At 37.4% G+C, this 25,608-nt stretch carries 24 protein-coding genes; 4 read left to right on the forward strand and 20 right to left on the reverse strand.

The window, feature by feature from the left end; all coding sequences use genetic code 11:
• Nucleotides 1–7: 7 nt before the first annotated feature.
• Both IGL80_RS07455 and IGL80_RS07460 read right to left on the reverse strand, forming a co-directional pair.
• The gene (locus tag IGL80_RS07455) at nt 8–1,786 is read right to left on the reverse strand and encodes an ABC transporter ATP-binding protein (RefSeq protein ID WP_002360293.1); all 1,779 of its coding nucleotides are present in this window, start codon (nt 1,784–1,786) and stop codon (nt 8–10) included.
• The gene (locus tag IGL80_RS07460) at nt 1,779–3,527 is read right to left on the reverse strand and encodes an ABC transporter ATP-binding protein (protein WP_002360294.1); all 1,749 of its coding nucleotides are present in this window, start codon (nt 3,525–3,527) and stop codon (nt 1,779–1,781) included. Before IGL80_RS07460 ends, IGL80_RS07455 begins: the two co-directional genes overlap by 8 nt.
• 136 nt (nt 3,528–3,663) lie before the next feature.
• Between IGL80_RS07460 and IGL80_RS07465 the strand changes: the two genes are divergently transcribed.
• Entirely contained in the window at nt 3,664–4,482 is an 819-nt protein-coding gene (locus IGL80_RS07465; RefSeq protein ID WP_002357554.1) for a helix-turn-helix transcriptional regulator, read from the forward strand.
• 54 nt (nt 4,483–4,536) lie between these two features.
• Here IGL80_RS07465 and IGL80_RS07470 read toward each other — a convergent pair whose 3' ends face one another.
• Both IGL80_RS07470 and IGL80_RS07475 read right to left on the reverse strand, forming a co-directional pair.
• Nucleotides 4,537–5,064 carry a GNAT family N-acetyltransferase gene (locus tag IGL80_RS07470; RefSeq protein ID WP_002357555.1) on the reverse strand — a complete coding sequence of 176 codons (528 nt, stop codon included), beginning with the start codon at nt 5,062–5,064 and terminating at the stop codon, nt 4,537–4,539.
• 19 nt (nt 5,065–5,083) lie between these two features.
• Nucleotides 5,084–5,536, reverse strand: a complete 453-nt coding sequence (locus IGL80_RS07475) for a GNAT family N-acetyltransferase (protein ID WP_002357556.1) — start codon at nt 5,534–5,536, stop codon at nt 5,084–5,086.
• 224 nt (nt 5,537–5,760) lie between these two features.
• Between IGL80_RS07475 and IGL80_RS07480 the strand changes: the two genes are divergently transcribed.
• A complete protein-coding gene (locus IGL80_RS07480; RefSeq protein ID WP_002360295.1) occupies nt 5,761–6,369 on the forward strand; it encodes an NUDIX hydrolase N-terminal domain-containing protein in 609 nt (202 codons plus the stop codon).
• A gap of 50 nt (nt 6,370–6,419) precedes the next feature.
• Here the strand turns inward: IGL80_RS07480 and IGL80_RS07485 are convergent, their stop codons facing one another.
• From IGL80_RS07485 to IGL80_RS07500, 4 genes are all read right to left on the reverse strand, one after another.
• The gene (locus IGL80_RS07485; RefSeq protein ID WP_002357559.1) at nt 6,420–7,760 is read right to left on the reverse strand and encodes an NADH oxidase; all 1,341 of its coding nucleotides are present in this window, start codon (nt 7,758–7,760) and stop codon (nt 6,420–6,422) included.
• A 297-nt stretch (nt 7,761–8,057) separates the two neighbouring features.
• Nucleotides 8,058–8,501 (reverse strand): Fur family transcriptional regulator, encoded by a 444-nt coding sequence (locus tag IGL80_RS07490; RefSeq protein WP_002357560.1) that lies wholly within the window; start codon nt 8,499–8,501, stop codon nt 8,058–8,060.
• A 138-nt stretch (nt 8,502–8,639) separates the two neighbouring features.
• Complete coding sequence (gene cysK / locus IGL80_RS07495) at nt 8,640–9,572, reverse strand: cysteine synthase A (RefSeq protein ID WP_002360296.1); 933 nt, start codon at nt 9,570–9,572, stop codon at nt 8,640–8,642.
• Between the two features lie 228 nt (nt 9,573–9,800).
• Complete coding sequence (locus tag IGL80_RS07500) at nt 9,801–10,661, reverse strand: glucosaminidase domain-containing protein (protein ID WP_002357562.1); 861 nt, start codon at nt 10,659–10,661, stop codon at nt 9,801–9,803.
• Between the two features lie 354 nt (nt 10,662–11,015).
• On the opposite strand from IGL80_RS07500, the gene IGL80_RS07505 reads away from it, so the two are divergent.
• Nucleotides 11,016–12,206 (forward strand): MFS transporter, encoded by a 1,191-nt coding sequence (locus tag IGL80_RS07505; RefSeq protein WP_002357563.1) that lies wholly within the window; start codon nt 11,016–11,018, stop codon nt 12,204–12,206.
• A 51-nt stretch (nt 12,207–12,257) separates the two neighbouring features.
• Here the strand turns inward: IGL80_RS07505 and tkt are convergent, their stop codons facing one another.
• Together tkt and IGL80_RS07515 are read right to left on the reverse strand one after the other, a co-directional pair.
• Nucleotides 12,258–14,252, reverse strand: a complete 1,995-nt coding sequence (gene tkt / locus IGL80_RS07510; RefSeq protein ID WP_002360299.1) for a transketolase — start codon at nt 14,250–14,252, stop codon at nt 12,258–12,260.
• Between the two features lie 71 nt (nt 14,253–14,323).
• Nucleotides 14,324–14,566: a DUF896 family protein gene (locus IGL80_RS07515; protein WP_002384502.1), complete on the reverse strand. Its 243-nt coding sequence runs from the start codon at nt 14,564–14,566 to the stop codon at nt 14,324–14,326.
• Nucleotides 14,567–14,716: 150 nt separating this feature from the next.
• On the opposite strand from IGL80_RS07515, the gene lexA reads away from it, so the two are divergent.
• Nucleotides 14,717–15,337 (forward strand): transcriptional repressor LexA, encoded by a 621-nt coding sequence (lexA, locus tag IGL80_RS07520; RefSeq protein ID WP_002357566.1) that lies wholly within the window; start codon nt 14,717–14,719, stop codon nt 15,335–15,337.
• Nucleotides 15,338–15,350: 13 nt separating this feature from the next.
• Here the strand turns inward: lexA and queG are convergent, their stop codons facing one another.
• The 10 genes from queG to IGL80_RS07570 form a co-directional block, all read right to left on the reverse strand.
• Nucleotides 15,351–16,520: a tRNA epoxyqueuosine(34) reductase QueG gene (gene queG / locus IGL80_RS07525; protein WP_002366694.1), complete on the reverse strand. Its 1,170-nt coding sequence runs from the start codon at nt 16,518–16,520 to the stop codon at nt 15,351–15,353.
• A 23-nt stretch (nt 16,521–16,543) separates the two neighbouring features.
• Nucleotides 16,544–17,038: a trimethoprim-sensitive dihydrofolate reductase gene (gene dfr / locus IGL80_RS07530; RefSeq protein WP_002360302.1), complete on the reverse strand. Its 495-nt coding sequence runs from the start codon at nt 17,036–17,038 to the stop codon at nt 16,544–16,546.
• A gap of 17 nt (nt 17,039–17,055) precedes the next feature.
• The gene (locus IGL80_RS07535) at nt 17,056–18,003 is read right to left on the reverse strand and encodes a thymidylate synthase (RefSeq protein ID WP_002360304.1); all 948 of its coding nucleotides are present in this window, start codon (nt 18,001–18,003) and stop codon (nt 17,056–17,058) included.
• Between the two features lie 17 nt (nt 18,004–18,020).
• Nucleotides 18,021–19,910, reverse strand: a complete 1,890-nt coding sequence (locus tag IGL80_RS07540; protein ID WP_002360306.1) for an ABC-F family ATP-binding cassette domain-containing protein — start codon at nt 19,908–19,910, stop codon at nt 18,021–18,023.
• A gap of 110 nt (nt 19,911–20,020) precedes the next feature.
• Entirely contained in the window at nt 20,021–22,075 is a 2,055-nt protein-coding gene (locus IGL80_RS07545) for a cation:proton antiporter (RefSeq protein WP_002360309.1), read from the reverse strand.
• A gap of 35 nt (nt 22,076–22,110) precedes the next feature.
• Nucleotides 22,111–22,443, reverse strand: coding sequence for an ACP phosphodiesterase (locus tag IGL80_RS07550; protein ID WP_002357572.1), 333 nt, complete (start codon nt 22,441–22,443; stop codon nt 22,111–22,113).
• Nucleotides 22,444–22,520: 77 nt separating this feature from the next.
• Nucleotides 22,521–22,997, reverse strand: coding sequence for a hypothetical protein (locus IGL80_RS07555; protein WP_002360311.1), 477 nt, complete (start codon nt 22,995–22,997; stop codon nt 22,521–22,523).
• Nucleotides 22,998–23,008: 11 nt separating this feature from the next.
• Complete coding sequence (locus tag IGL80_RS07560; protein ID WP_002357574.1) at nt 23,009–23,203, reverse strand: hypothetical protein; 195 nt, start codon at nt 23,201–23,203, stop codon at nt 23,009–23,011.
• Nucleotides 23,204–23,396: 193 nt separating this feature from the next.
• On the reverse strand, nt 23,397–24,245 hold the full coding sequence (locus tag IGL80_RS07565) for a DegV family protein (protein ID WP_002404316.1): 849 nt from the start codon (nt 24,243–24,245) through the stop codon (nt 23,397–23,399).
• A 75-nt stretch (nt 24,246–24,320) separates the two neighbouring features.
• Nucleotides 24,321–25,493, reverse strand: a complete 1,173-nt coding sequence (locus tag IGL80_RS07570) for an LCP family protein (protein ID WP_002404317.1) — start codon at nt 25,491–25,493, stop codon at nt 24,321–24,323.
• Nucleotides 25,494–25,608 lie beyond the last annotated feature (115 nt).

Below are 25,608 nucleotides of genomic sequence, written 5' to 3' on the forward strand. Positions count from 1 at the left end.
TTATCATCTAACTCTTTAATAAGTCGTATTGCGATTGATATAAATGATGATATAACGCATGTTTTGCCATTAGTTGATCATGAGATCCTTCTTCCACAATACGACCACCATCAATATAGAAAATTTTATCGCTATTTTTGATGGTAGAAAGCCGATGAGCAATAATAAACGATGTCCGTCCTTTTAGAAGTTGTTGTAGTCCCTCTTGTAACAACTCTTCTGTTTTTGTATCAATACTTGAGGTTGCTTCGTCTAAAATTAAAATTTTGGGATCTGCCAGTAAAGCACGAGCAAATGAAATTAATTGGCGTTGTCCTGCCGAGAGTGTACTACCCCGCTCTTCCACAACTGTTTCATAGCCATCTTTTAAATCCTTGATAAAGTCGTGCGCACGAACAATTTTTGCGGCTTGGATGACTTCTTCCTCTGTGGCTGCTAAATTTCCGTACCGAATGTTTTCAATAATCGTTCCTGAAAAAATAAACGTATCTTGAAGCATTACCCCCATTTGTTTTCTTAACGAACGTAGTGTCACATCGCGAACATCATAACCATCAATTTTAACGGCCCCTTCATTCACATCATAAAAACGACTTAATAAATTGATGATTGTTGTTTTACCCGCACCTGTTGGCCCAACCAAGGCGATTGTTTGTCCTGGCTCAATATGAAAACTAACATCGGTCAAAATATTTTTTCCTTCTTCATAACGGAAATAAACATGCTGAAAGTCGACGGTTCCTTTAATTGGCGGCAACTCAATAGCGTGCGGCGCATCTTGAATTTCTGGAACAACATCCATCGTTTCAAAAATCCTTTCCAAATAAGCAGTTGCAGTAATCAGAGAATTGTAGAAGTTACCAATATTGATGACCGGATTCCAAAAGTTATTGATATAACCGATAAAAGCAATTAGCGTCCCAGTAGTAACGGACACACCTAATTGACGGATTCCTACGAAATAGATAAAACAAGTCGTAATGACGGATATATTTTGCACTGCTGGCCATAATAAATACTGGACACGCACAGCTTTCATAAAGGATTGACGATATTCTTCGCTTACCTCGTTAAAAATCTGGAAATTTTCATCTTCTCGTGCAAAAGATTGTGTAATTTTAATTCCTGAAATACTTTCATGAATATAGGCATTTAAGTTTGATTGTTTATTGCTAAGCTCTTGGTAAGCTTTCCGTTGTTTCCCTTGGATAAACAGAACCATCACGAACAACACAGGCAATAGCAGTAAACTGTATAAGGTTAATTTCACATCAATAAATAACATGAAGATTAAGGTGATAATCACATTAAATAAATCAGAAATTAAATTGATCAATCCGTTACTTAGTAAATCACTTAACGTATTGATGTAATTGACCACCCGAATTAAGATTTTTCCATGCGGCCGACTGTCAAAATAAGAAAATGGTAATTTTTGTAGATGCTCAAAAATTGAAAAACGCATATCTTTTAAAATATCTTGTCCAATTTCTGTGATGGCATATATCCGATAACGCATACACCAACCAATAATCACCAAGGAAAATAGGAAAATAGCCCCTAGTATCAAGAGTAACGAGAGATTCTTTTGTGGAATTACTTGGTCAATCGCAATTTTAGTAAAGTAAGGGCCTAACATACTTGCCAGATTAGCTAATATGATGACAAATAATGTTTTAAAAACAGCTTTTTTGTAAGGCTTAATATAGGCGCCTAATCGTTTATAGTGGGACCAATTAAATTCTTTTTCTAAAGTCTCATCTACATCAAACGTATTTCTAGCCACGCGACTCACCTTCCTTTTTCAGACCTAATTGTTTTTGATATACGTCAAAATATTTGCCTTTTTGTTCGACTAATTCGCTATGCGTACCGCTTTCCACCACACGGCCTTTTTCCATCATCAAAATTAAATTGGCCTCTCTCACAGAAGAAATTCGGTGGGCAATAATAAATGTCGTTTTCTTTTCCGTCAAACGACCTAGTTCTTTTTGAATTTTTGATTCTGTTTCCATATCAACAGCGGAAGTTGTGTCATCTAAAATTAAAATAGCTGGATCTTTGGTTAAGGCACGGGCCAGTGAAATCCGCTGTTTTTGGCCACCAGATAGGCCAACGCCGCGTTCACCAACAATTGTTGCATAACCTTCGGGCATTCTGGAAATAAAGCTATGGGCATCAGCAATTTCAGCCATCATTTGCACTTGTTCCAAGTTAGCCAGTGTATTACCAAAAGCAATGTTATCTTCTATCGTATTGGAAAAAAGAAAGACATCTTGCATAACCATGGAGATATTTTCTCGCAATTTACGAACAGAATAGCTTTTAGCATCTTTTCCATCAATATAAACAGTGCCTTTTGTTGGATCATAGAACCGAGCGATTAAGTTAACTAAAGTGGTTTTTCCTGAACCAGTTTCCCCTAAAATACCAATTGTTTCACCAGGTTTTGCTGAAAATGAAACATCCGATAAAATGGGGGTTTCTGGATCATCTGAAAAATGAAAGGACACGTGATCAAACGTCACATAACCTTGGATTGGTTCTGCTTCTTTTTCCCGAGCAATGGGAATCTTCGGTTTCGTTGCTAATAACTGACGAATTTTAATGGACGATGCCGTAAAGCGTTGCACATCATTGATCAACCAGCCACTCATTCGCATCGGCATGTTCAACATCCAGAGAAAGCCGTTAAAGGCCACTAAATCACCAATTGTCATTCGACCTTGAATCACAAAGAGGCCACCAAGAACTAAGGCAATAACATTTAAACTACCTGCAAAACCGTCTAACCACGGTAAATATTTTTTTGAGACATCTGCAGAAGCCATATTCCATTTTTTATAGTCTTCATTGTGCTTGTTAAACTTTTCAATTTCATAAGGTTCTTGAGAAAAAGCTTTAACCACCCGATTTCCACCAATATTTTCTTCGACCATCGAATTTAGCCGAGAAAAACTTTCCCGGATCTCAAAAAATACCGGATGCGATTCCTTCGACATTTTTTGTGTTAACAGAAAAATCAAAGGTGTAATTAAAATTAATGCTAGCATCAATTGCCAATTGATCGTCCCCATCACAATCACGGCTGCGATGAACCATAAAATACATTCTAAGAGGTTATAAGTGACCCAAGAAACGAAATGGCGGATAGCGTCTGTATCCCCTGTCATTCGCGCCATAATGTCGCCAACACGTGTATGATTAAAGAAATCAAAATCTAATTCTTGAAGTTTGACATACATATCTTTTCTTAAGTCAAATAACGCAGATTGTCCAACCGATTCAAACAAGACTTGATAACTATAACGAACAACTGTCCGAATAACGGTCACCCCAATCATAATCCCAAGAATTGGGACAAGCTCTTCAGTTTTCCCCTGATTGATTACTTGGTCTACAATTCTGCCAGATAACAATGGAATAATAACAATTAAAATAGCGTTAATAACGACAAAAATAACAGCTAGCAGTAACTTATTCTTATTTTTTTTAGCATATTGCCAAATCCATTCAAAACTATTCATTTTCTCCCCTACTCTCTCTTGTTTTTATGGACGTGTATAAGATTACTGTTTTTTTATAGGAAAAGAAATGGGCATTCTTGTATATTTTGATGTACAATATAGTATAGAAAGCGGATACAAGTAGGAGTGATTTTTTATGAACTACACAAATAGTCGAACGTTTAATCCTGAAATTTTATATGCCTTCGATCCTTGGAACGAAGAGACCCACCCTTATAATTGTCATCATCATGAATTTCTGGAAATATCTATTCTTTTAGAAGGTGAATCTGAATATATTGTTCAAGGGCAACAGTACCATGCCACTGCTGGTACGGTGTTTCTTTTTAATCCGCGAACGGAACATGGTGAGCAACAAAAAGCAGGAACTTACTCACATCAACTACACATTGGCATTTCAAATCTCTATTTAGAAGGCTTAGCGCGAAACGTATTTCCAAATAAATCAGCTTTATTAGATTTAAGTCATTTACATGGTGCTTTTTTAGAAAAAGCTTGGCAAATTGTTCATGAATTAAACCATCAAGAAGTTGAATCAGCGTTACAAATTAAAGCTTTAGTTATTGAACTATTGGTTTATATTTTAAGAAGTTTAGCAGTTGATCAAGAAAATAAAATTGAAACTCGGCTATCGAAAACGGAAAAAAGAAAACGAAATTTAGTCAATCATACGATTTATTATCTGGAAACGCACCATGACGAAGAAATTACTTTGGAACAGTTAGCTGAAATGTTATATGTGACCCCGACTTATTTGTCGAAAACCTTTAAAGCGGCCACAGGCGTTGGGCCAATCAATTATTTAATTCAAATCCGCTTAAACCATGCGAAAGAATTGCTGAAAAATGATTCCTTAAGTGTCAAAGAAGTGGCAAAAACGGTTGGTTACGAAGATGCCTATCATTTTAGTAAATTATTCAAAAAATATTATGGAAAATCCCCTTCACAATTTTAAGATAAAAAAACAAGGAATCGTCGGCTTCATTGCGTCCGTTTCCTTGTTTTTGCTTTACGTTGACTCTTTTAACTGTTTTGTCATTGTATAATCGGTATGGCGTTCATTTCCCATATAAAAATCATGTTCATCTGTTTTGACGAAGCCCAATGATTGATAAAATTTTTGCGCTGGATGATTATGTTCCCAAACACCTAACCAAACCGTCTCTTTTTCTGCTTCTTCTGCTAATTCAATTGCTTTCGTAATCAAATGTTTGCCTAAGCCTAAACGCTTAAAAGATTTACGAATATAAATGCGCTCAACTTGTAACGCTTGTGGATGTTGATAGGTAATCTGAGCATCACCGTGATTTAATTTCACATAACCTGCAAGTTCATTATTATAAAAAGCAAAGAAATATTGCGAATCTTTATGTAAGATTTCGCTTTCTAAAACTGCTGGACTAAATTTCCTCTCATAATGTGCCTGTAAATCCTCTTCGTTTTCGCCATCTCCATAAGTATCTGCAAAAGTCTCTTGGCAAATGGCCTCTAATTCTGGTACGTCTGCGACGGTACACTCTCTAATAAATACTGACATACTAAAACTCCTTTGTAGATTAAATCAACTGTTTAATTAAAATTAAACAAGGATTCCAAGCGTCCCATAATGTCGGAAAAACCTCAAGGCGCTTAAAACCCAATGATTCGTAAAAACGAATAGTATGATCGTACACGGAATAATTTCCTTCGTCAACTGTTTTGACTTGAATAAAAAAATAGTTATTTTTAGAATACGTTTCCACGCTTTCTATCAATAACTTGCCGATACCTTTGCGATGATACCGCTTTTTAACTGCCATACAATGGATTTCTACTGTATCTTTACTTGTTTCTGAAAGTGTTATAAAACCGAGTATTTTATTCTCTACATCCTTTGCCACCCACATAGGTAAAGTACTAGCTATATCGATATACTTGCGGGTCTCTTTTTCAAGGCCAAACCATTCTGGAAGATTAAACAATACTTCTTGTGCTATCTGAGTCTTTTTATCTGCATTTTTTTCTCTCATAATTGTGAATTCTTTCAATTTACAACCTCCTTTTTGTTTACATAACAAAATTATTGTATACCCAATCTTTTTTATTAAATAATAGCATAGGTAGTTTAAAAATGTAAGTTAGTCATTTATTCTTTATTATTTCCTTAAAACGACGCCTTTTCTCGCTAAATCTGCCCTTCCTTTATTTTTTTCTGTTAAACTAAACGTATTAAGTCTATGAGGAGCGTGCGTATATGGATTATCTGAACACCTATAAGCGGTTGCTAGCATTGGCAGATGCAGGTCTTTTTTACGGGAAAGATGCTTTTGATCAAGAACGTTACCAAGAACTACGGGAACTTACGTTACAACTTATTAGCGCAACCGGACACGAAGCGACTGTCTTGCCCGACTTAGAAAAAATCTTAACTAAAGAGGAAGGTTATCCAACACCGAAAGTAGATGTTCGCGGTTTGATAAAAAAAGAGAATCGTTTTTTATTAGTTGAAGATTTACGGACCAAAGAATGGTCATTACCTGGTGGCTATGCCGAAATTGGCTGCTCCCCTAAAGAAAATATTGAAAAAGAAGTATTGGAAGAAACTGGCTTAGTTGTTACAGCAAAAGAATTGCTTGCTGTTTATGATACAGATAAACGAAAAGACATTCCTCAACTATTTCAGTACTATAAAATGATCTTTTCTTGTGAGATTTTAGAAAACCATCCCTTTGAAAAAAACATTGAAACCTCGAATTGTGCTTATTTTTCTTTAGATAATCTCCCCCCTCTTTCTATCAAACGAACAACGAAAGAGCAATTAATGGCATTAATGAACCAAACAACTGGAGCGCTTAGTGACTAACAAAAAGGATGAAGAACAGAAGTTCTTCATCCTTTTTCTATTATTATTAATTACATATTTTCTAAAGCGGCTTGGGCTAATAAGTTTAAGTAGTTCCAAGGGCGATCAAAATGTGGTTGGAAGAAGAAATCAGAAATCGCTAAATCTTCGACAGTCATTTTATTTTGGACCGCTAATGATAAAGTATTGGCAGATTGTGTGATATCATATTTAGACATCAATTGACCACCAACAATGCGTTGTGTTCCTTTTTCATAGACTAATTCCATCAGAACTTTTTCAGTTGTTGGCATAAACTCTGGACGATAGTTATCTTCGAAAACAGTTGCTTCGACATCTAGTCCGTTTAATTTGGCACTTTCTTTTGTCACACCTGTTGAACCAATTTTCCAACCGAATAAATATAAGCCAGAAGTTCCCTGTGTGCCACGATAAGCCAATTTTTGTTCAGTCAAATTACGACCTACTAGCATACCTTGACGAACAGCATTCGTTGCTAATGGGATATAATTTTTTGTTTGACTTGGGTTGTAGTGAACAACTGCACTATCACCCGCAGCAAAAATATCAGGATTGCTTGTTTGCATATACTCATTGACTTCAATTGCACCATTTGGTAACATGTCAACTTTATCTTTTAATAATTCTGTATTTGGACGGAAACCAACACACATAATCACCATATCTGCTTCGAATTCTTGACTTGGTGTAATGACTTTTGCTACTTTTCCTTGCTCATCTGCTACGAATTGTTGGACATTTTCACCCAAAGCTAAATTAACGCCACGATCAACTAATTCTTTTTCTAGAACATCTGTGAATGGCTTATCTAAATATTTATTTAAAATGCGGTCTAACCCGTCAACTAAAGTAACTTGTTTACCTGATTCTACAAAAGCTTCTACTAATTCAATACCAATATAACCGCCACCAACGACAACGACACGTTTGGCATCTTTCGCTTTTTCGATGATCACGTTGGCTTGTGAATAGTTTTTACATAATAAAATATTTTCAGCATCAATTCCTGGAATTGGTGGAATAATTGGCCAAGAACCAGTTGTCATCACTAATTTATCATAAGAAACGGTCTCAGTTGCACCCGTTTGTAAGTTTTTCGCTATAACAGTTTTGTCGTCCACGTTGATTTCTTCAACATTGTGTTCCATCTTCACTGTTGCTCCTAAAGAAGCCAGTTCTTCTGGATTTGAATAAAATAAATCAGCAGCATTTTTAACTACGCCTCCAACGTACAAGGCAATTCCGCAAGATAGGAAGGAAATATTGTCATTTCTTTCATATACAGTGACTTCCGCCTCCGGGTGATTTGCTAAAATACTTTTAACTGCTGAAGTTCCAGCATGGGTACATCCTACGACTACGACTTTCATGTTGTAAATCCCTTCTTTCACAATCTTTGTTTTGCAGAGGTGACGTCTCCCTCTGTCTGTTTAAAATATATCAGAGGAATCAAGCTTATTCGAGTTCTATGCTTGTGAATCGCATATAAAAAAATTCACAAACTGTTGCTAATTCTTAATAATAGCTAGTTAATTTTTTGTTTTTAAGAATTTAAAAGTCAATAACCACACAAAAAAACAAGCATAAGAGTGAAAACTCTTACGCTTGTGAAATTTGCCTAGACAAGTGACTTATCTTTTGATAAATTTTTAACAGTATGTAATTTTTTACACATTCTCCTGTTGTGCTTGTTGGCAATCTGGACATAATCCATATAATTCTAAACGATGTTCATTAATTTCGAAGCCTGTTAATTTACTAGCGGCCATTTCAACGTCCTCTAACCCTGGATAATGAAAATCAACGATTTTACCACATTTTTGACAAATCACGTGATAATGTTTCTTCGAACTAAAATCAAAACGACTAGATGCATCGCCATAACTCATTTCTTGAACGAAACCGATTTCAGTAAATAAACGTAGATTGTTGTAAACCGTTGCTACACTCATATTTGGAAAATGATCTTCTAGTGCGCGATAAATTTCATCAGCTGTTGGGTGTGTATGATTTTCGATTAAATATTCCAAGATAGCATAACGTTGCGGAGTAATTCGGATATTGGCTTCTTTTAATTCAGCAAGTGCATTTTTAACCAATACGTTGTCCATCTTTGTATCCCTCCCCTGTCTATCTTTCTTAAATAATACTATTTCTTATTACGATTGACAAGAATTATTGTAGGATTCTCGTGGAAAAAACGAGCATTTTACTAAACTAAGAGAAATGCTCGTTTTTTGGCGTGTTTTTTATTCTGGAAATTCGTAAAGAGCTGTCGAAAGATAACGTTCACCGTTATCTGGAACCAGCGCTAAGACACGTTTGCCTGCGCCTAATTCGACTGCCAAATCAATGGCAGCTTTAATTGCTGCCCCTGCTGAAATCCCCACAAGGATACCTTCTTTTGGCCCCATTAAACGAGCAGTTTCTAATGCGTCTTCACTAGAAACAGCGGCAACTTTTTGATAAACGGTGGTGTCTAAAACTTCTGGGACAAAACCAGCGCCTATTCCTTGGATTTTATGTGGACCTGGTTCGCCACCTTCTAAAACAGGCGACTCCGTTGGTTCTACTGCAACAATTTCAATATCTGGAAAAATCCGTTTCAATTCATGGCCAACTCCTGTAACGGTTCCTCCAGTGCCAACACCAGAAACAAACGCATCTAAGCCACGTTTACCAAAGACATCAACAATTTCTTTTCCTGTTTTTTGTTCATGTACCATTGGATTAGCTGGATTATTAAATTGCAAAGGCATGAAGTACCCGTGTTCTTCTGCTAATGCTGTAGCTTTTGCAATTGCCCCTTTCATTCCTTCGGCACCAGGGGTTAATAATAGATCAGCCCCATATGCTTGCATTAATTTGCGGCGTTCAATACTCATAGTATCTGGCATCACAATCTTAACTGGATATTCCAACGCAGCACCTACCATTGCTAACCCAATGCCTGTATTACCACTAGTCGGCTCAATAATCGTTTGTCCAGGTTTTAGGCGACCATCTGCTTCGGCTTGTTGGATCATGCTTAAAGCAATTCGATCTTTCACACTGCCACCAGGATTAAAGAACTCTAGTTTAACAAAAACATCTGCAGCTCCTTCTGGTACCATCCGTTTTAATTTCACAACTGGGCTTTGACCAATTAACTCTGTTACTGATTTTACATAACCTTTAGTCATAATCCTACATCCTCCAATTTTACAAACAATATAATAATTCTTTCTCTAAGCATAGCTCAAAAAAACGATTTCTACCAGAAAAACGAATTTTAGTTTGTGAAAAATTAAATAAAAAAACGGATTAGGCTCATCAAATAATTGCTGCTAGCCCTACCTATTTTCACGATAAAAGACCTTACAAAAACTACTGCTTTTGTAAGGTCTTTCTTCAACTAAATAATTGCAAAATTAACCGATTTGGATGGTTTGACCCACCGATAAAACAGAATCCAATGTTAATCCATTTAGTGACATTAAATTATCAACTGTCGTTCCAAAACGTGCAGCAATGTCCCACAATGTGTCGCCGTTTGCGACAGTGTAACTTTGACTAGCTACAGTTTCTGCTGTTGCTGTTGCAGAAGCCGCTGTATCGATTGTTGTATCAACGGTTCCCGTTGTATCTGAATAACTAGTGGTTTGAGCGACCGGTGCTCCCCAATCATATTGAGTTAAATTATATGCTTCAATTAACCAATTCAATTTTTCGGCATAGCCTGGATCAGTTGCATAACTTCCAGCTAAAGCGGCTGTTGCATCGCGATAACTGCTAGTATTACTCTTCCAAACGCCTGAATAATGGTATGTATCCCCAAAAGCAGTGGAACGAATAACATTGGCATGATCTTGGAACGATTCCGCATAAGAATTATAACTTCTAAATGCTGCTGTGACGGTCACCCATTGTCCGTCTAAATATTCTTTTGTTGGCATATAAACAGATTGTCCATTATAACTTCCTTTTACACCAAACAAGTTATAGTTCGGTGCAGATGCTAACCCAGAACTACCATAACTACTTTCTAGCAACGCTTGAGCAATCATGACGGAAGCATACATATCATTGCTATTGGCAACGGCTGCTGCTGAATTTCCGATTTCATTAATAAATGCTTGCTGGCTTGATTCTGCTTGGGCAGGTACCGCAGCACCAACCACAGGTGCTAAAATCATTGAAGTCCCCGCAACGGCGGTAGCACGTTTATAAGCTTTTTGCTTTTTAAGAGCTTTTTGAATATGTTTACTACTTCTTGTTAACTGTTCGCTCATTCATTTTTCCTCCTCACTGTCTCACTTTTCTATTTTACCGTTAATTTCCTATTGAAACAAGAAATAAACGTATTAAATTTTGAGTTTTAAAATTTCTGTAATGTAATTGAAATCTTGTTTGTATTTAATTAACCCTCTTCACACTTGTGAAAATAACCACTTCTTCTTTTCATTTTGATGAGATTTTTGTTATTTATCCTCTTACTTTTCTTTATTTATTGTGATAAACTTTTTAATGGACTTGTCACTTTTTGAACAAACTTTATAAGAGAAGTCTGTTTTTGTAGTCAAAACAACTATTGCCGAGTAGTTGTTGTATTACAAAATGAATTACATAGAAATGTAGGTGGTTAGATGAAGAAACAACAATCGGGTTTAACAAATCAAGTGACGTTTTTATTAGCGTTAACTTGCGGGGTCGTGGTCGCCAATATGTATTATATTCAACCAATTGGCACCCAAATTGCTCAGGCCTTTCAAGTCAGTATTGGTTCTATTGGTTTTGTTACTATGCTGACCCAATTAGGGTATGCGCTAGGCTTACTTTTTCTTGTTCCATTAGGCGATGTCGTTGATCGTCGCAAATTAATCATTCGAGTAGCCGCGCTCTCCTCGCTGTCTCTAAGTGCTGCATTTTTTGCCCCAAGTTTTCTCCTGTTTGCACTCTCTTCTTTTTTTATTGGGTTGCTCTCTATTGTCGCCCAAATTATTATTCCTTATGCAGCGGTCATGGCGGGGCCAGCGAACCGTGGTAAAGTAACAGGTCGAATGCTGGGCGGACTATTGACAGGAATTTTATTGTCTCGAACTATCTCGGGTTTCATTGCTAGTGCAGCTTCTTGGCGAACAGTCTACCTAATCGCCGTAATATTCGTGTTAGCATTGGTTGTTCTACTCCAATTAAAATTGCCCAAAACAGTGATACATACTCAAACTTCAAATCGATTAACTTATTTGGGTTCTTTGAAAAGTCTTCCTAAGCTAATCAAATCGCAACCTTTGTTAAGAGAAGCAACTGTCAATGGCTTTTTTATGTTTGCAACCTTTTCAATCTTTTGGTCTACATTAATTTTCTTTGTTAGTAGTCCAGCTTATTATTGGGGACCGAAAGAAGTCGGTATTCTAGCTATTTTTGGGTTATCAGGGGCTTTTGTAGCACCTATCATTGGTCGTCTATCCGATTATTATCCAGAACGGAAGATTGTTTTGATTGGCCTGTTGATGCAGTTCGGTAGTTTTATCTTACTTTTTCTAGGTGGAACACATGTGGTCTTACTAATCTTAGCAATTATTGTTTTAGATATCGGTACTCAATTTGGGCAAGTAGCCAATCAAACACGCGTCCAAAATTTGGGAGAAGAAGCCAGCAATCGTAACAATACCGTCTTTATGTTTTTCTATTTCATCGGCGGTTCACTGGGTTCATTGATTGGTACATTAATGTGGCAAAACTATGGTTGGTCTGGTGTTACTTTAACTGGTATTGGGTTCCAATTGTTCGCATTATTTTTTCACTTTATGCTCTTTGCTCCCAAAAAGAAATGAAGCAAAAAAACCTGAATGCTATCACAAGCATTCAAGTTTTTTAATCTTTATTTATAGTGATTTATAGGTATTAACCACATTTTCAGGAGTAAAGCCGAATTTTTCAAGAACTAGACCGCCAGGTGCAGAAGCGCCGAAGTGATCAATTGTGATTGTTTTGCCTTCTGTTCCTACATAGCGTTCCCAACCAAAGCTTGCTGCAGCTTCAATCGCCACACGTTTTGTCACAGCTTTAGGTAACACACTTTCTTTATATTCAGCAGATTGTTTTTCAAATAAATCAAAACTTGGCATTGACACGACAGATACATCGATGCCTTCTTCCGCTAATTTCGCTTGTGCTTCCACTGCTAGATTTACTTCAGAACCAGTCGCAATTAAAATCCCTGCTGGTTGTTCACCTTTTTGTGGTGACAATACATAAGCACCTTTTTGAACAGAATCAGAAGCGTGTTCTAACGTTCCTTCTAAAACAGGTAAGTTTTGACGACTTAGAACTAAAATAGTTGGTGTTTCCGTAGAAGTCATAGCAATTTTCCAAGCAGCAACCGTTTCATTGCCGTCAGCTGGACGAATCACATGAACATTTGGAATGCAACGAACACTTGCTAATTGCTCAATTGGTTCGTGTGTTGGTCCATCTTCACCCACCGCAACAGAGTCATGCGTTAAGACGTAAGTTACAGGAACTTTTTGTAAAGCGGCTAAACGGATTGCTGGACGTAAGTAGTCAGTAAAGACGAAGAATGTCCCGCCATAAACATGGCTACCACCGTGTAATTGAATCCCGTTCATTGCTGCAGCCATTGCAAATTCGCGAACACCAAACCAAATATTACGGCCTTCGTATTGACCAGGTTCGAAATCTTTTTCTGCAGCAACCATTGTATTATTTGAGGCTGATAAATCAGCTGAACCGCCCCAGAAACTTGGAACAACTTTTGAAATAGCTTGAATCGTTTCTTTACTTGTTACACGACTTGCGGCACTTGTTCCTAGTTCATATTTAGGTAATTCTTGTTCCCAACCTTCAGGTAATTGGTTGGCAAAAGCCTCTTTAAATTGTTTGGCTAATTCTGGATGCGCATGTTCATAGTTCTTAAACATCTCATTCCAAGCCTCTTCAGCTTTTTGGCCTTCGTCAATCATCGTTTCTTTAAAACGAGCAGCGACTTCCTCTGGCACAGTAAAGTCAGGGTATTCCCAACCATAAACAGCTTTAGCCGCTGTAATGCCCTCTTCACCAATTGGCGCGCCGTGAACGGAAGATGTTCCTTCTTTTGGTGCTCCGTAACCAATGACTGTTTTAACTTCAATCAGTGTTGGTTTATCTGTTTCAGCTTTAGCCGCTTCAATCGCAGCCTCTATTTCATCTAAATCATTGCCGTCTTTAACTAAAATATGTTGCCATCCGTATGCTTCATAACGAGCCCCAACATTTTCAGTAAAGGCTTTAGAAGTTGGTCCATCTAATGAGATGTCATTTGAATCGTACAAGACAATTAATTTACCTAATTTCATATGACCAGCCATTGAACTTGCTTCTTGAGAAACACCTTCCATTAAATCGCCGTCACCACAAATTGCGTACGTATAATGATCCATAATAGGGAAACTATCACGATTATAAGTTGCAGCTAAATGCGCTTCAGCCATTGCCATACCAACAGCCATAGCAATCCCTTGTCCTAGAGGTCCTGTTGTTGCTTCAACACCATCTGTGTGGTGCACTTCTGGATGCCCTGGTGTTTTACTATCCCATTGACGGAAATTTTTCAAATCGTCAATTGTTACGTTGTATCCTGATAGATGTAATAAGCTGTACAACATTGCAGAGCCGTGGCCTGCTGAAAGTACAAAACGATCACGATCAACCCAGTTTCTAGAAGTTGTTGGGTTCACCTTTAAATGTTTTGTCCAAAGTGCATACGCCATTGGGGCAGCACCCATTGGTAAACCAGGATGTCCTGAGTTCGCTTTTTGTACGGCTTCAATACTTAATGTCCGGATTGTATTAACGCCCAATTGATCTGTCTTGTCAAACAAAAAAATCATCTCCTAATTTAGGTTTTTTTTACCTTTATTCATAGTGTAGCTTATTTCGACAATGAAAGCAATTACTTTCTGTTGTGAAGTCCTTTTTCACGTTGAATTTGTTTTAGTTTTTCAGGAGTCACATCGGTCCCTTCTTGATCCACGACCTTCATTCCTTCGATATGGTGACGCATCCCTCCACGAAATGCTTCTAAATACTCTTTACGTAATTCTTGTTGTTCGACTTTTTCTTTCGCACTAAGTTCTTCCACTTTTGCTTTATTCGCTAATTCATTTATACGGGCAATTTTTTCTTTCGATAACATCAAAATCCCTCCTTACTCTCACTGTCTATATTATAAGAACTGCCTTAAAAAAACAACTATATTCTGATATTTATAAAACACGAACGCTTGTTTGATTTCGTTCGCATTTTATGGTACACTAATTTTATCAATTGAAAGAAGGTGCGGGTTTTGGCGAAACGTACAGAAACAAGACAATTAGAAGTACTTAAATATATATACGAACAAGTCGAATTAAAGGGTTATCCGCCAACCGTTCGCGAAATTGGGAAGGCTGTTGATTTATCCTCAACTTCTACCGTTCACGGACATTTAGCTCGTCTTGAAAAAAAGGGTCTAATCTTACGTGACCCAACAAAACCGCGAGCAATCGAATTAACACCAGAAGGCTTGGAAAAGATCGGAATTCAACCGACAACTATTCCGATGTTAGGTGTCGTAACTGCTGGTGAACCAATTTTAGCGGTGGAAGAAGCATCAGATTTCTTCCCGTTACCTCCTGATTTACGTACAGAAGAAAATGCTTTATTTATGTTGACGATTCGAGGAGAAAGTATGATTAACGCAGGTATTCTAGATGGCGACCAAGTGATTGTTCGTAAGCAATCGAATGCCAATAATGGCGACATCGTAATCGCAATGACCGATGAAGATGAAGCAACCTGTAAACGATTCTTCCGAGAAGTAGATCATATCCGCTTGCAGCCTGAAAATGATGCATTAGCGCCTATTCTTTTAGATAACGTTACAATTTTAGGTAAAGTTGTTGGTTTATATCGCAATCATATTTAATAAAAAAAGGAAGTCACTCCGTTGAGCGGCTTCCTTTTTTGCTTGTTAACAAGTGAATAGCCTTTTGGGCTTCCTCGATAACCTCTTCTTCAGTTTCTACAGAAAGTAGATAATTTAAAGCTTCTAAACTTTGCTCGGGTTCTCTTTTTGCGAGCTGACCTAACGACCAAGCAGCTGTTCCGCGAATGACAGGACGCTGATCATTTAAACAGAGAATAATTTGTGGGATAGCTTCACGGCCGCCCAAATTCGCTAACGCAATTAAAGCATTCCGTTGCAATGGTTTTTTACCACGCCAAGAGCCTGCTAAGTGTCCGAATTGCTGTTTAAATTCTTTATTGGAAATAGTTAATAACGGTGCCAATTTGGGATAGACTTCTTCAATCTTTGGTTCCATCTCTTCATGAAAATGAAAATCTTTTCCTTTATTATAAGGGCAAACCAGCTGACAAATGTCGCAACCATAAATGACGTTACGCATTTTTTTCCGATACTCTTCAGGCATCATGCCTTTTGTTTGCGTTTGATAAGACAAACATTTTTGAGCATTCATTCGACCGTCCCCTAACAAAGCCCCTGTAGGACACCCTGTGATACAACGAGTACAATCACCGCAACCATTTGGAACAGGTTCATCTGGTTCAAACTGAATGTTGGTGGTCACCTCACCTAAATATACAAAGGAACCAAATTCTTCGGTAATCAGTAGACCATTTTTACCAATGAATCCTAAACCCGCCCGCTGAGCAACAGCGGTGTCAACATATTCGCCAGTATCTACTTGTGGCCGAAAGCGCCAGTGTTCTTTTTCTGCTTCAGTGGCAGCTTGCTCTTCAATAAAAGCAATTAATTTTTGCAACCGATCCTGCAAAATGTGATGATAATCAATTCCCCAAGAGGCTCGCGCAAATTGGCCACGCTTTTCATCTCTAGGCATTTTTTCCTGAGCTTTGGTGGGATAAGCTAAAGCAATGGAGATAATACTTTTAGGATGCTCAAACGTTTTTTCTGGGTAAATTCGTTCTTCCACATTTTGATGTTCAAACCCCGAGTTATATCCTCGCTCTCGTTGTTCATGTAGAGAATCTTCTAATTCAATAAATGGTTCAGCATGAGTAAAGCCGATTTTATCGATGCCTAAACGTTGACTCTCTTGAATAATTTTTTCTTTCAATGTCGGCATTGCTCATGCCTCCCTTCATTTTATTATTTATCGTTTCGATGATACGTTTCATAGTCATGTGCATAGAGATTTTTCTCGTCCACGACGCCGGGAACAGTGGCAACTTTTTCCCAAACAGACCAGTCGATTTCTGGAAAGAAAGTGTCGCCTTCAAACGTTTCATGAATCATTGTCCGATATAAGACATCGCATGCGGGAATCAGTTCTTTAAAAACGACAGAACCTCCACCAATAACGGTCACGCCTTCATACTTGTCAGCATACGCAAGAATTTCCTCTACGGAATGCATAACCAAAACGCCTTCAGCTTGGTAATCCGGATTACTGGTAAGAACAATCGTTGTTCGATTTGGTAACGGACGACATCCCATGCCTTCGAAAGTTGCACGTCCTAAGACCAATGTATTATGAATTGTTTTTTCCTTGAAAAATTTCAAGTCGTTGGGTAAATGCCAAGGCAATTTGCCTTCTTTACCAATCACTCCTTGTTCATCTTGGGCCCAAATGGCTGCTAACATAGCTTCTCTCTCCTTTTTTATACGGCAATCGGCGCTTTAATCGTTGGATGTGGGTCATAGCCTTCTACTTTAATATCTTCCATATCAAAATCAAAAACAGAAGCCTTGTCTGGATTCAAAACGAGCGTTGGGAAAGAACGAACTTCTCGTGATAATTGTTCTTGCATTTGCTCCACATGATTTTGATATAAGTGGGCATCTCCTAGCGTGTGTACAAACTCGCCCACTGCTAAACCTGTTTCATGTGCAATTAGATGTGTCAATAAAGCATAGCTTGCAATGTTAAAAGGAACACCTAAAAAAACATCGGCACTGCGCTGATAAAGTTGACAGCTTAATTTTCCTTCATTTACATAAAATTGAAACATAGTGTGACAAGGCGGCAACGCCATTGAAGGCACATCTTCTGGATTCCAAGCAGAAACAATTAAACGGCGAGAATCAGGATTGGTTTTAATCATTTCAATCACATTAGCTAATTGATCGATAAAGCTACCATCTTTGGTTTCCCAGTGACGCCATTGCGCACCATAAATATTCCCTAATTCACCATATTTTTCTGCAAACTCTGCATCATTTAAAATGGCATCACAGAATTTTTGATGTTCTTCTTTGTATTGTTCTGCAAACGCTGGATCTTGTAAGACACGATGCCCAAAATCCGTCATGTCTGGTCCTTGATAATCTGCGCTTTTTACGTAACGTTCAAACGCCCATTCATCCCAAATATGATTATTTCGCTCTAACAAATAGCGAATATTCGTGTCGCCTTTTAAAAACCACAATAACTCACTTTTAATCAAGCCAAACGGTACTCGTTTGGTTGTTAGTAAGGGAAATCCTTTGGTCAAATCAAAACGCATTTGATAGCCAAATAAACTATACGTACCAGTTCCTGTACGGTCTTCTTTAAAATGACCTTCTTCTAAAATCTTTTTTCCTAGCGCTAAGTATGCTTCTTCCATCTTATTCCCTCCGTCTCTTAATCCGCGTATTCACTCAAGTATTCCCAACGATTCATTTTTTCTTCTAACAATTGTTCCGTTGCTGTTACTGCTTCTTGCAATTCTTGTAAACGAACAAAATCATCACCCTGATGATTCATTTCTTCAGTTAATGTTTCTAATTTCGTTTCTAATTGTGTGATGTCTTCTTCAATTGTTGCCCACTCTTTTTGTTCCATATAAGTCAGCTTTGTTTTTTCTTTCTTTTCTGTCGATGCTTCTTTTACTGGTTTATTGAGCGGTTTTTCTTTGACCTTTTCTTGTTCTTTTTGGTTCGCCAAATATTCACTCATCGTGCCATAAAATGATAGGATCTGACCATTTCCTTGAAAAACTAACAATTTATCCATTGTTTTATCCAAGAAATAACGGTCATGAGAAACCGCAATTACCGCTCCTTTAAACGTTTGGATATAATCTTCTAAAATGGTCAACGTATCAATGTCCAAATCGTTGGTTGGCTCATCCAATAATAACACGTTAGGCTGACTAATTAATAATTTTAAGAGATATAACCGGCGTTTTTCTCCACCAGACAGTTTGCCAATCAGTGTGCCATGCATAAAACGAGGAAATAAAAAGCGCTCTAACATTTCAGCGACCCCAACGCTGCTTCCATCACTGCGTTTCACTTCTTCTGCTGCTTCTTGCAAATAAGCAATCATACGTTGATTAGGATCCATTTCTTCGTTTTGCTGGGTATAATAGCCAATTCGGACGGTTTCACCGATACTATATAGACCACTCTCTAAAGGAATGCGGCCAGCTAAAATATTTAATAATGTGGATTTGCCTGCACCATTTTTACCAGTAATGCCAATTCGATCGTTTGCTTGAATGAGTAAATTAAAGTCTTTCAAAAGCTGTTTATGATCAATGGCATAATTTCCTTCCTTGATTTCCAGAACTTTTTTCCCTAAACGCTGCGTGGCAAAGTCTGCTTCTAAGGTGCCATTGGTTTGTACCTGATGCAAGTTTTCTTTTAAATCCTGAAACCGATCAATTCTTGCTTGCTGTTTCGTTCCTCGTGCTTGAACGCCTGCTCGCATCCACGCAAGTTCTTGTTTGAAGAGCCGTTTTCTTTTTTCTTCTTGTTCTACAGCGACACGTTCACGTTCGGCTTTTTCCATCACATACGTTTCATAGTTTCCTTTGTATTCATACAGTTTTCCAAAAGAAAGTTCGAAAACCCGATTGGTTACTCGATCTAAAAAGTAGCGGTCATGGGTCACCATTAAAACCGCGCCACGATAGTTATTTAAAAAGTTTTCCAGCCATTCAATCGTTTCATAATCCAGATGGTTCGTTGGTTCATCCAATAACAGTAAATCGGGCGCTTCAATTAAGACTTGCGCCAAGCTTACTCGTTTTAACTGCCCACCAGAAAGCTCACCTATTTTCTTTTCCAATGTGGGAATGCCTAATTTTTGTAAAATAATTTTTGCATTGGTATCTGCTGTCCAAGCATCTTGTTTATTCATGGCTTCTTCTGCTTGCGTGTAACGTCTTTGAACCCCTTCGTCTAAACCATTCTCACTTAAAGCAGCTAACGCTAATTCATAATTTTTGACTGCTTTTATGATCGGGCTGTCTCCCTGAAACACGGCTTCTGCAATCGTAATATTCTCGTCAAATGTTTGATTCTGGGAAAGGTACCCAATTTGATAATCACTTGGCTGCTGAATCGCAGCAAGATCACCATCACCGCTATCTACGCCAGCAATAATATTTAATAAACTGGTTTTCCCTGTGCCGTTAATCCCAATTAAACCAATGCGATCTTTTTCATGAATCAAAAAAGAAAGATGATCAAATAGTGTTTTTTCCCCATATGTTTTGGTTAAATCTGTTACTTTTAATTCTTTCACCGACACTACCAACTCCTTCTATTTTGGTCTTGCTTATTGTATCAAAAATTGGATTATAAAAAAAGTGCATGAGATAAAAATCGTCTTGGTTTCATCTCATACACTATTACTTATTCTTTATTAAAATTTTTAACAAATCGTTTCAGCGGAACATTATTCACTTCGCCGCTAATCGAATAACTCTCTAATAAATTGACATTTTTTCGTAACTCGTTCGCTTCGATAATTGAAATGCGTTCAGATTGTTCGTAATGATCAATCATCCGTCGTTCTTCTTGGAAGCCTAATAATAGGTCTTTGACATAGTCTGTCTCCGTATGAACAATATACGAATCAATAAATTCGCCTTTTTCAAACTTATGGGCTAAATCCAAGCGTCCGTCAATGAAGAAATCAATTAAATCATCATCATAGACACCGCGCAAATTATCTAAACTCTTCAGAATAACTTGAGAATTTCTTAGAAAAACTTGGCGAATATTTTCTAGTTCTTCATTTCGTAATTCTTTTTCTTCTTCAGAAGCTTCACCACGATTGAAAAATAGCTTAGGATGTAAAAGAATCGAAATGATTTGTCGAGCAAATAATAACCAAAAGCCTACAATCGATAATAATTGTTTGGCAATCGACCGTTGCATCCGTGTAATCAAGCGTTGATACATACGATAACTTCTGACACTAATTTCTCCTTGTTTCAGACTTTCTTCTAAGCCGTCTCGTTCAATGGACACAATTAACGTCCGCAACTCTTGCACTTCTTGTTTTCGTTCCGCACTTAGCTGCTCGGTATACAATTCTTTTAAACGATCTTGATAATTTTCAATGACCGCATTCATTTCACCACGAGGATTCTCTTCATTTTGCTGTTTTAAGACATCAATGACATCACGTAATAAATCAATTTCGACTGACTCTTCATTTTCCACTTCCGTCTCTGAATCAGTTAAAAATGGTAAAACTAGAATCCCGCCAATCAGAGTCACCAAAATAACACAAGCCGTAATGAATAGTAATAACGGTCGTTCTTTAAAATGCTCGCCGTTAATCGCTGTTGGCAAAATAAAGATGGTGGCTAAACTCACTGTTCCTTTAACACCGCCAAAAGTTAAAATCAGCATTTCATTCATTGCGTTTTTAACTTTCTTAAGGCCATGTTGAAGCGTGTAAACACTGAAAATGGCTAAGAAACGAATCAAAAAGACAACGGCGCTAATAATTAGAACAACCATTAGTAGGAACCAGTTTGAATATTGTTGGTCAATCCAAATTGGCGAAAACACTTGAGAAAGTTCAATTCCTAAGAATAAGAAAACTAAGGCATTTAAAGTGAACTCAATCATACTCCAAATACTTTCGCCAACATTTGACAGCTCTGCTTCAAAAAGCGAAACTTTTTTCAAACTAGATGCTTGCATAATTCCAGCAATCACAGCAGCAATAATTCCAGAAACGCCAATCAACTCTGAAATTAAATAAGCAATAAATGGCAAGAGTAATTCAATCAACAAGTAGCCTGTAACATCTTTTGCCACTGCGGTTTCAAGCAAATGAACAATTTGCTGTTTTAATAAAACTAACACGATTCCGACTACCGCTCCACCAATACTGGAAATAACCAAGGTCCCTGCCGCTTCCACCGGCGAAAATGACCCCGTTAATAAAGCCGCTAACGCAAATTGAAAGGCTGTAACGCCTGATGCATCATTAATGAGCCCTTCACCAGATAAAATGTTCATCGAACGTTCAGGAATGTCAATTCGTCCTGATAACGAACCTACCGCCACCGCATCCGTTGGCCCTAGAGCCGCTCCAAAAGCGAAGCAAGCGGCTAATGGTAAAGTAGGCAAAATCATATGCAGGGTCCAGCCGACTCCGACTAAGGTAATTAACACACCAAAAAAGGCCAAGAAAAGAATCATCCCGAAATTTTTCATCATTGCTTTCAGATTGATTAGCTCCCCTTCTCTAAATAAAAGCGGTGCAATAATCATTACTAAAAACACTTCAGGCTCAAATTCAATTTCCTGCCCCATTTTAGTTAAACCAATTAGAACGCCTACAATAATTTGCACAATTGGCAGCGGAATGACGGGAACAATCCGGTTGAATATGTTTGAGAAGGTAATAGACAGTGCAAAAACAATGATTAGAAAGGTAAATTCCATCCTATCATTCCCTTCTATATTAAATTTTTATTGACTTACCGATCAAAACATTTAAGTAATTTTTTCTTTTTAAGAATAATTTTCTTTTCGACTTCTTCTAACTCAGAACTGCGTTCGCAAAGTTCCAATTGAGCGCGTCGTGCTTCTAAACGAAGAAGTTCTCCTTTAATTAATTCAATTTTTTTGTAGCGTAAGAAATTTTTCTTTTGCATACGTTCTGCAAAGTGTTGTCGTTTTTCTTCAGGGATTGCTTGATATTTCTTTTTCAAGTCAGCGACACACTTTTCAAATTCTTCACTCACCGAAACAACTTCCTTCCAAAATTTAATCTGACTAATTATAACAAATTTTACCAAAAGTACAAGCAAAATTGCTTTCTTTTTTTCAAAAGAAATTCAGACAAAACTTAACGCGGGAAAAGCTGATTTCTAGGAGCTGAACATGGTTAATCTTCATTAACAATAATATCAATTTCTGCCTCTTCATTCATCCGTGTTGAAAGAAAAAGAACTATTTCTTCTAGTGGCGCAGAAAAGCGTAAAACCACCCCTCTTCTGCCTTTTTTTAAATACCCTAAACGAATACCGTTCGGCTTTTGAACAAGGACAATCTTTTCGATATCTTTAAAGGTCGTGCCCCGATTGTCAAAAGGATGCGTAATAATACAGTCCTCCGCAAAACCTCTTGCATCGTAAAGAAAACTGAAGATAATCAAAATATATAACACACTTCGAATCATTTCAATTTTATCTCCTGCCGAAAATGCATTGGCCAGAATCATTAAACTAAAAAAAGCAACTAAATATTTTGTTGTAGGATGTTTTGCAGCCGGAATTACAATACTTTTACGTACGAAGTAAAAGTAACCATACATAACGACGACAAATAAAAATAGCAATAACGTAAATCCATCGATAATCACAAACGACTCCTTTATTTCTTTTTCTTTTGAATATCTGTTAATATATCATTTATTTCTTTAATTTCTTTTTTTGATTCGTTAATCTTTTTGATAACCGCCTCACGGTTTTTTCCAGGCGGTAAGTCAATTGATTCTTGGTAGTAGTTTGCTAAAGCTTGAACTTTTTTCATTTTTTCGCTTTGCAACAAGGCTATATTTCTTTTCATTTAACCGTCTCCTCTTCCTTAGTATACATTACTTTGTAAGGAATTGCTTAATTTGCAAGATATTTTCTAATAAAAAGGAGTAATTTTACATTTTCTTATAAACAAAAAGTATTCGGCTGAGTAACAGCAGCAAACGACAAAATAATAGAATAAAAGATGAGACAGAAGTAGTTTACTTTTGTCTCATCTTTTATTATTGAGCTGAAATCGCTAAACCAATTGCTTTTTCCCCTAGGTGGCTCCCGATAACTGGACCAAAATGACCGATTTCAATTTCTGCATTTGGGTATAGCTTTTGTAATTTTGCTTGTTCTTTTTCAGCAACGATGCGGTTATTGGCATGAATCACATACAGTTTAACTGGTGCTTCAATCCCTGCGTTTCGTTCACCAATAATCTTTTCTGCACGAGCAAAAGCTTTCTTTGTTGAACGGATTTTTTCAAATAATACAATCTTTCCATCTTCAAAAGTCAAGATAGGTTTAATCTTCAATAGTCCAGCGATCAAGGCTGCGCCATTCGTTAAGCGACCGCCACGAACTAAGTTGTTCAGATCTTCTACAATTAGATATGCATACGTATTGTCACGAATTAAATCTAATTTGGCAAAAATTTCTTCTAAGCTGGCTTTTTCTTCTGTTAAATCTAAAGCAGCTTCTACCATGTGTCCCATTGGCATACTTGTAATTTTTGAGTCATATGGATACAAAGCAACGCCTGGGATTTCATCAGTAAGTCCGTGCAATGTATGAACAAAACCAGAGATTCCTGAAGAAAGATGAATGCTGATGATGGTGTCGTACCCTTGTTCAGCGATTGATTTGTAAAGCTCTAACACTTCTCCTAAAGCAGGTTGTGAAGTCGTCGGAAATTCTTTACTATTATTTAGCAATGCATAATATTCATCTGCTTCAATGTCAATGCCTTCGTTGTATATTTTTCCATCTAAAATGACTGGGATGGGAATTACAAAAAGATTCGGATGATCTTTAATGCGCTCGGGTAAATAAGCTGTACTATCTGTCACAATAGCAATTTTCATTTTGTAACCTCGTTTCACTAATTTTCCACGTTGTTTCTAATATAGCATAAAAAAGGATATTTTAAAATGCTTTCCTTATTCGTTCAGGAATTTTTCGATGACGTCAGCATTTTTTTGTTCATCTACTTCTAAAATACTGCCTGCATAAGAGGATTCACCAAAATTCCAAGAATCTGGTACCGGAACCGATAATGACTCAACCCCTGCTTTTCCTTTAATCAACAATGATGGTCCATTCGTTAACATGAAACTAACAGGCACATCTGTCGACATATAGCCGACTAATTTCCCAAGTGATTCTGGGGTTCTTAATAAAGTCATTGGGTTTTTCATTTGGCTCATTACAGCTGACATAACTTGTTGTTGGCGACGAACCCGACCAAAGTCGCCTTCTTCATCCATCCTAAAGCGAGCGTATTGAAGTAAGACATGTCCATCCATGACCTGTTGCCCTTTTTCAATATCAACACCATCTAAATTCAGTGATTTTTCTGCATCGATTTTGACACCTTTTGGAAACATAGAGTCAACAATTTTTTCAAATGATTGGAAATCTACCTTAGCATAATATTTCGTATCTAAATTAAAGTTTTGTTTTAACGTTTCACGAACCAATTCAGCACCGCCATAAGCGTATGCGGCATTAATTTTATTCGGCCCGACACCAGGAATGTCCACGAATGTATCACGCATAAATGAAATTAATTTCGGTTTTTTTGATGGTCCATTTAGTTGGAGAACCATTATTGTGTCGGCTCGTCCAGCATCTTCCCCACGTGTATCGCTGCCAAGAATTAAAATATTCTTAGCCCCGTTGCTACTTCTGACACCATTAAATGTTTCTACTTTTTCTTGAGGCAACGAGTCATCATGTTCTGCTGCAGATTTTCCTTTTAAAAACATGACTGTACTATAGGCAAATAACAGAATCAATAGGATCACTAGCCATTTGAAAAAGCGTTTTGTTTTTGATTTTTTACGTTTCTTTTTTGGTTTCTTGTCTTTTTTTCCGCGGGGTGGTTGGTCAGAACCGTTGCCACCACCTGAATCTGTTTGATGTCGCCTCTCACTTCTGCGACTGTCCTCAGTATAGCTGTCTTCGTAAACTGGCTCTTGAAGGCTTTCAGCTAGTTCTTCTGGTTCTTCTTCTCTATGTTCACCCATTGATTTTCGGGGATTAAAGGTCTTTTTATGCTCTGCTGGTCTCGATTTTTCATGAATATGTTTATAACGATCTACACGACTCATCGTGTCACTCCTTTACCTCTGTGTTTTATCACCTTTCTTAGGATACCTCATTTCGCAGGAAATTCCTATTACAAATATGTAATTTAATAAAAAATGAAACTCACTTTATCTAATA

This window comes from Enterococcus sp. DIV2467a (genome assembly GCF_050532945.1).
GTDB lineage: Bacteria > Bacillota > Bacilli > Lactobacillales > Enterococcaceae > Enterococcus > Enterococcus faecalis.